Genomic DNA, 6,933 nt, shown 5'->3' with positions numbered 1-6,933 from the left:
TATCTCCTAATTGAAATTCAGAAATAGCTTAATCGGTTTGACGAGTTACTGGCAGGTGCACTTTGCTAGACGCTTACTAATTAAACGTGAAACCTGAGGGAATAGTCCATTAGAAAGTGATTTTACGGGCTGTATGTATACAAAAATCATCCGACACTTTCCACTTTAGAGTAATTCTAGAGCCTTCACTTATGTGCTTGTTCGCAATATTTACTTAAATATATAGGGCCAAGTATTTCTAAATTTTTGTTCCATAATTCTGATATTAATGAGAGCGAAAACCGATGAAAGTGTTCCGCTTTAAGATCTCTACTTTTAACTATGCCATTAAGCGGTACAAAATGTTCGTCTAATAACCTAAATATTGGAGTGTGAGCGGCGTCATTTCTTAGATCGCGAAACCAGTCATAAAGAAGAAATTGGAATTCATCAATTTTCTCTTCTTTTTTTAACTTTTGTAACCTTTGATAATGATTTTTTAAAACCACATTTGGCATATAGTGATCAGATAAGGTTTTCACCATCATTTCAACAAAAGCATGAGATACAATAACAAGTAAACGCGGGTTATCTTTGACAATACCGATCTCATCTCCAATTTGAAGCATATAATCAGAATCCAACGCGACTCTCCTTATATTGTTAACGAGCCTGTAGAATTTCTATTTTAGAAAAAATAGCCTCAGAATTTATTAAAAATTTAGCCTCAAATTGCGTTGCTACGTAAAATCTGAGGGAATAATCTATTAGGAAGTGAATTTTACGGGCTGTATGAACACAAAAATTATCCGTTACTTTCCACTTCTGAGTAATTCTACAGCCTCAACGCCGCATTAAGCGGGTTAAAATTGTAGATTATACTACGAAGCGGAATTTAACCCACTGTTTTATTTAATTTAAATGCGTTTTTAGGTATTTTCATTTAGTGCTACGCCAGAGTATATTAGCTACATTTTCCATAGCTTCAATTACCTCAAACAAGTACGCCTGTTTGATATTGAGGTGAACTCTTGCGTATTCTTCAGCATCTAAATTTGGACTTTTATTAACTATTTTCAGTTGTTTTTTATGACTTTCTTTATCTAAATACCCTGCGTTATGAGCTACAATATTTCTAATATCACGAGCATCAATTATTTGATTCCAGCTCTTTATTTCCGTTGGGACACTAATTTTTGCAATTTTTACTAAATATCTTTTTGCCCTTTCAATCCCAGAACCATTATATTCTTTTAAACTACAGCAAAAATCATTTTCAAAATGCAGACTGTTGCATAATTGATTTAAGTAATCTTCAAATAAAGATACCAGCATAAGTAAGTATGATTGTTTTTGATATTGAGGGAATATTTCCTGAAAGTGAGCACTAAGATCACTCCGATATCGGTATCTATCCCAGCAAGTCCTTTCATCCGTTTCTATATCTGATTCATTGTATTTGATTGATTCCTCTTCCCAATGTCGATCTGATAATTCGACAAAAATTCGAAATCGCTCTAAATCATACAAGAAGTATGGCGATACCTGTTCAGATTTCTGCACTCTACCTCCTGATACCTAACAACTTAGTCTAAAACATCTGTCGCTTTAGACAGACAAATGTTCCTATTTTATAATCTATTAACCTTAACCACCAAATAACCACATGTAAACAATTACTAAACCTCATATCAGTTTATGTAACTGCAAAAACACACCTAAAGGTACAGATCAGTAATATTGTTCCAAGAGGCACTTTCCATATAAAGCACATTGTTTATTAAAATTCAGTCTGTGTTATTTAAAAATTGGTTACCTAGTTTTAAAGTATTTAAACTAAAGCCTTTAAGCTAATACCTTCAAATTAAAGCTTTTAAGAATGCCTCAATTTATACTCACCAACCCCGTTATACCCGCACAAATGTATTCAGCCATAGCGCTTTACGATATTATGCTCCTTTATATTTAATTTATATTTCAGGGCATATAATGACAACACACACATCGCCTACTCATTCAGCCAACACAGCTGAAAACACCTCTCTTTTTTACGTAATATTTATCTCTGCAGTGGCTGCTATTGGTGGCTTTTTATTTGGTTTTGACTCGGGCGTTATTAACGGTACGGTATCGGCGCTGGGTAATGCATTTAATTCTAGCAGTGTGGCTACGGGCTTTAATGTAGCGTCTGTGTTACTTGGTTGTGCCTTAGGTGCACTTGCTGCAGGGCCGCTAGCTGATAAGTTTGGCCGCCGTGCAATTATGATCATCACTGCGATTATTTTTGCCATTAGTGCGTTTGGGTCGGGTATTAGCGAAAGCTCTGCGGAGTTTATTTTTTACCGCTTATTTGGTGGTTTAGGTATTGGTGCTGCATCGGTATTGGCGCCAGCTTACATTGCTGAAGTTGCACCACCCGCACTACGTGGTCGTTTAGCGACACTACAACAACTCGCTATTGTACTGGGTTTGTTTGCTGCGTTTTTAAGTAACTATTTAATAGCTGATGCAGCAGGCAGCGCGCAAAATATTTTAATGCTTGATATAGCCGCTTGGCGCTGGATGTTTTGGGCAGAGCTTGTGCCTGCTGTACTATTTTTAGTCGGTGTGTTGTTTATTCCGGAGTCGCCTCGTTATTTAGTGGCGCAAGGTAAAATAAACGATGCCAAAGCGGTATTTAGTAAAATTTCGAACGACAATGTTGATGCGCAAATAAGCGATGTTAAACGCTCCTTGCATAGCGATACAAAGCCAAGTATTCGTGATTTATTTATTGATGGCAGTAAAAAAGTACACCCAATTGTTTGGGTAGGTGTGGCGCTGAGTGTGTTTCAGCAATTTGTGGGTATTAACGTGGTGTTTTATTACGGCTCTGAGCTTTGGCAAGCCGCTGGGTTTGATGAGTCGCAATCGTTATTTATAAACGTGCTCGCAGGCACTACCAATATTGTATCGACCTTTATTGCCATTGCGTTAGTTGACAAAGTTGGCCGTAAACCACTGTTGCTAGTGGGCAGTATTGGTATGTTTATTAGTTTAAGCGCACTTACTTATATATTTGGTAGCGCAGGCCTTGATGAAGCAGGCAAGCTTGCGCTTAGCGATAACATGGGTACGTTTGCACTTATTATGGCTAATTTATTTGTGGTATTTTTTGGCTTAAGTTGGGGCCCAATTGTATGGGTGTTATTAGGCGAAATGTTTAATAACCGTATTCGTGGTGCAGCGCTTGCCGTTGCTGCCAGTGCCCAGTGGATTGCTAACTTTGCAATCACCATGACCTTCCCTATTATGCTTGCCAATATAGGCCTTGCCGGTGCTTATGGCTTTTATGCGTTATCAGCACTTATAAGCATCTTTTTTGTTGTTAAATACATTAAAGAAACGCGCGGTAAAACGCTCGAATCTATGTGATTTTAAAAAGCGGTGATATTAGTCGCCGCTTTGCCTTTGTATAAAGCAGCGTTATCTAGGGTCTTATATGGACTCCCTGTATAAATAACCTAAAGGTTAAATAGCAATCTTTGCTCATTTATTTTAACTTTATAGCCAATGCTCTATTACCTTTTATTATAACTAATCTATTTAAATTCCTTTTTAGAATATCAAAAATTAGCTATTGTCCGCCCATTCCAACTTTATGTGTCTACTAAAATGAAAAAACAGTTAATATCAGGCTTAGCTTTAACGTGTGCGTTAGGTTCGTTCAGTGCATTTGCTACTAATGGTTATTTTACTCACGGCTATGGCATGACCCACAAAGGCATGGCTGGCGCAGGTGTTGCCCTTTCAGAAGAGTTAATGTCTGGCGCTAATAATCCTGCTACTTTTTTGCCAAACGGAACACAGCTATCTCTGGGCTTAGAGCTTTTTTCACCTGAGCGAAAATACACTGCATCGAAAGTAGATACTTTTTACCCTGGCGCATTTTATCTTGAAGCAAAAACACAAAAAAGCGACAACTCCGTATTCGCCATTCCAGAATTTGCTATTGGCCACCAATTAAATGAAAAAGTAAATATTGGCTTATTAGTGTATGGCAATGGCGGTATGAATACCGAGTACGGCGCAGAGTCTGCTCCTGAAGGAACCTTTTATGGTGGTACGGCAGGCGTTGATTTAAAGCAGCTCTTTATAAGCCCAACAGTAAGCTATAAGTTGAATGAACAAACACGCCTTGGTGTATCCCCTATTTACGTAGTCCAACAATTTGAAGCGCAAGGGCTTGGAAACTTTGCTCCTTTTTCGCAGTCACCAGAAGCGCTTACTAATAATGGTACTGATACAAGTACGGGGTTTGGTGTTCAATTAGGGATAAGCCATGCAATTAACTCATCGCTTAGTTTAGGCGCAAGTTACCGCTCATCAGTGTCGATGGAAGAGTTTGATAGCTATAAAGGTTTGTTTGCAGAGCAAGGCGGATTTGATCTGCCAAGTTCGTTTCAAATTGGTGCAGCTTATAAACTTACACCTAGTAATCAGGTGGTATTTGATTGGCAAAAAATAAATTACAGCGAAGTAAAAAGTATTTCAAACCCAGTTGATAACTTGATGTCAGCGCCTTTAGGAGCTAACGCAGGTGCTGGATTTGGCTGGAACGATATGACTATTTATAAGCTTGGCTATCAGTGGCAGCGTACATCGCAACAAAAGATTCGTTTTGGGGTGTCTTACACCGAGCAACCTATTCCTTCGTCGCAAGTTATATTAAATATTTTAGCGCCGGGCGTTCAGGAGTGGCATTTTACAACGGGCTTTAGCCATTCTTTTACCAACAAGGTACAATTAAACGCTATGGCTTTTTATTCGCCAGCTAAAAAAGTAACGGGTGCTAACTATTTAGCGCCAAATCAGCAAATATCAATCGAAATGAAACAAACCGGTTTAGGTGTTTCTATTGTTTGGGAAATTTAAAAAATGGTAACAGAATTCACCCCAGTATCGGCTGCAATAGGCGGTGCATTAATAGGTATAGCGTGTACGTTATTACTTGTTTTATACGGAAAAATTGCGGGTATATCAGGCATTGTTAAATCTGTATTTGCTAAAGCAAATTCGGGCTCGCGTTGGCAGTTATACTTTATTTTAGGATTGTTGTTGGCAGGTGTAGCTGTAAGGGTATTTGCGCCTTCTTTATTAGAGGGCGAATTACAGTTGCCGCCTTGGCTTATTATTGTTGCGGGGCTTTTAGTTGGCGCTGGTACAACTTTAGCTAATGGGTGCACAAGTGGCCATGGTGTGTGCGGCATGTCGCGCTTTTCTACTCGCTCTTGGGTTGCAACATGCACATTTATGCTTGTCGCCTTCATTACAGCAAACCTTGTAGGATAAATAATGAAAGCAATTATGATGGTTGTTATAGGCTTTATATTTGGCTTAGGACTTATTATTAGCGGGATGACAAACCCCGCTAAAGTGATTAACTTTCTTACCTACGGGAACCAATGGGACGCAAGCTTAATTATAGTGATGGCTGTTGCCATGCTAATAATGATGCTTACATGGTTATGGGTTGCAAAAAAAGAGAAGCCACTTATTTCAGGCACATTTAATTTAAGTGATTTAAAAAAAGTTGATTCGCGCTTAATTATTGGCTCAGTACTTTTTGGTTTAGGATGGGGTTTAAGTGGCATATGCCCAGGCCCGGGCTTGGTTCAATTAGTGTCTCTTAAAATGGAGTTTTTATTGTTTTTTGCAGCCGTGCTAGGCGGTATGTGGTTAGCCAAAAAAGTATAATATTTGCTGCCGACTAAACTCGGCAGCTACTTTACCCAAACAAAGGTACATAACTTGCTGCAATATATATAAAACTATATTGAACAGGTTTAAGTTATGCTAGATAAAGCGCTGGAATTTTCTAACAGCACACCTTGGTTAAGCGCAGCGTCCTCCCTTTTACTTATAGCTATACTACTGTTTTTAATTCGTTTTTTTGTAATGTACTGGCTAAAAAAATGGACTTCAAAAACCAAATTTATATTCGATACTTTACTAATAGAGTCAATATCTAAGCCGCTAACACTGTGCACAATTATTGTGCTACTCACCATTTTAGAGCACGACACCTTCATTATTAGTACTTCTATTTCTCAACAGATCCCTTTTAATAGCATTAATATTGTATTAGCGCTGCTTGCACTTATTATGTTTTTAGACCGCTTTATTATTGGCACTATTAATTACTATGGCGAACAATCTGCCGTGGTTTTTAATTCCAAAAGCATAATTAAAGGCGTGATACGCGTTACATTATCGTCAGTAGGATTACTGGTGTTAATGGGCACGTTAGGTATTTCTATTACGCCTATTATTGCCTCGTTAGGAATTACATCACTGGCTGTTGCCCTTGCTTTGCAACCTACCCTCGAAAACTTTTTTTCTGGCGTGCAGCTAGTAATAGATAAACCTATGAGGGTGGGTGATTTTATTGAGCTTGAATCTAAGGAGCAAGGCTTTGTTGATCATATAGGCTGGCGATCTACATGGGTTAAAATGCTACCCAACAATATGATTATTATACCTAATAGCCAATTATCTAAGTCGCGTATTATTAATTACTTTTACCCTGAAAAAGAGCTAAGCGTGCCTGTTGATATAAGCGTGCATTACGATTCAGATTTAGAATTTGTTGAGCAAGTAACACTTGAAGTGGCTCGTGAAATACTTATTTCACACGAATGGGGTGTTGATGATTACAATACCTTTGTGGTTTTTCATACCTTTGACAGATCAAGTATTAACTTTACGGTTATGCTGCGCGCAAAAGAATACTTTAATCGCTTTTGGGTTAAATCTGCTTTTATAAAAGCCCTGCATAAACGCTATAAAAAAGAAGGTATTGTAATCCCCTTCCCTATTACGGCTATTAACACGACTCAAGAAGCAGCTAAATTTAATAGTGATAAAAAGGTGCAAGGCAACACTTAAAAAAAGCGCGAGTAACTCTCGCGCTAA

Annotated in this window: 7 protein-coding genes; 5 read left to right on the top strand and 2 right to left on the bottom strand. The window is 38.2% G+C overall.

Annotation, left to right across the window (positions count from 1 at the left end; genetic code table 11):
* Nucleotides 1-185: 185 nt before the first annotated feature.
* The gene (locus I6F53_RS15825) at nucleotides 186-623 is read right to left on the bottom strand and encodes a hypothetical protein (RefSeq protein ID WP_197240217.1); all 438 of its coding nucleotides are present in this window, start codon (nucleotides 621-623) and stop codon (nucleotides 186-188) included.
* Between the two features lie 295 nt (nucleotides 624-918).
* Nucleotides 919-1,542: a hypothetical protein gene (locus I6F53_RS15820; RefSeq protein WP_197240216.1), complete on the bottom strand. Its 624-nt coding sequence runs from the start codon at nucleotides 1,540-1,542 to the stop codon at nucleotides 919-921.
* A gap of 426 nt (nucleotides 1,543-1,968) precedes the next feature.
* Here I6F53_RS15820 and I6F53_RS15815 point away from each other — a divergent pair, with 426 nt between their 5' ends.
* From I6F53_RS15815 to I6F53_RS15795, 5 genes are all read left to right on the top strand, one after another.
* The gene (locus I6F53_RS15815) at nucleotides 1,969-3,393 is read left to right on the top strand and encodes a sugar porter family MFS transporter (RefSeq protein WP_197240215.1); all 1,425 of its coding nucleotides are present in this window, start codon (nucleotides 1,969-1,971) and stop codon (nucleotides 3,391-3,393) included.
* Nucleotides 3,394-3,633: 240 nt separating this feature from the next.
* Nucleotides 3,634-4,893, top strand: a complete 1,260-nt coding sequence (locus tag I6F53_RS15810) for an OmpP1/FadL family transporter (RefSeq protein WP_197240214.1) — start codon at nucleotides 3,634-3,636, stop codon at nucleotides 4,891-4,893.
* Nucleotides 4,894-4,896: 3 nt separating this feature from the next.
* On the top strand, nucleotides 4,897-5,310 hold the full coding sequence (locus I6F53_RS15805; RefSeq protein WP_165740903.1) for a YeeE/YedE family protein: 414 nt from the start codon (nucleotides 4,897-4,899) through the stop codon (nucleotides 5,308-5,310).
* 3 nt (nucleotides 5,311-5,313) lie between these two features.
* Entirely contained in the window at nucleotides 5,314-5,715 is a 402-nt protein-coding gene (locus tag I6F53_RS15800) for a DUF6691 family protein (protein WP_165740904.1), read from the top strand.
* Nucleotides 5,716-5,811: 96 nt separating this feature from the next.
* Nucleotides 5,812-6,906, top strand: a complete 1,095-nt coding sequence (locus tag I6F53_RS15795) for a mechanosensitive ion channel family protein (RefSeq protein ID WP_197240213.1) — start codon at nucleotides 5,812-5,814, stop codon at nucleotides 6,904-6,906.
* Nucleotides 6,907-6,933: the final 27 nt, after the last annotated feature.

Source organism: Pseudoalteromonas sp. SWN29 (genome assembly GCF_015864465.1).
Lineage (GTDB): Bacteria > Pseudomonadota > Gammaproteobacteria > Enterobacterales > Alteromonadaceae > Pseudoalteromonas.
This window is presented reverse-complemented; position numbering and strand designations above follow the sequence as displayed.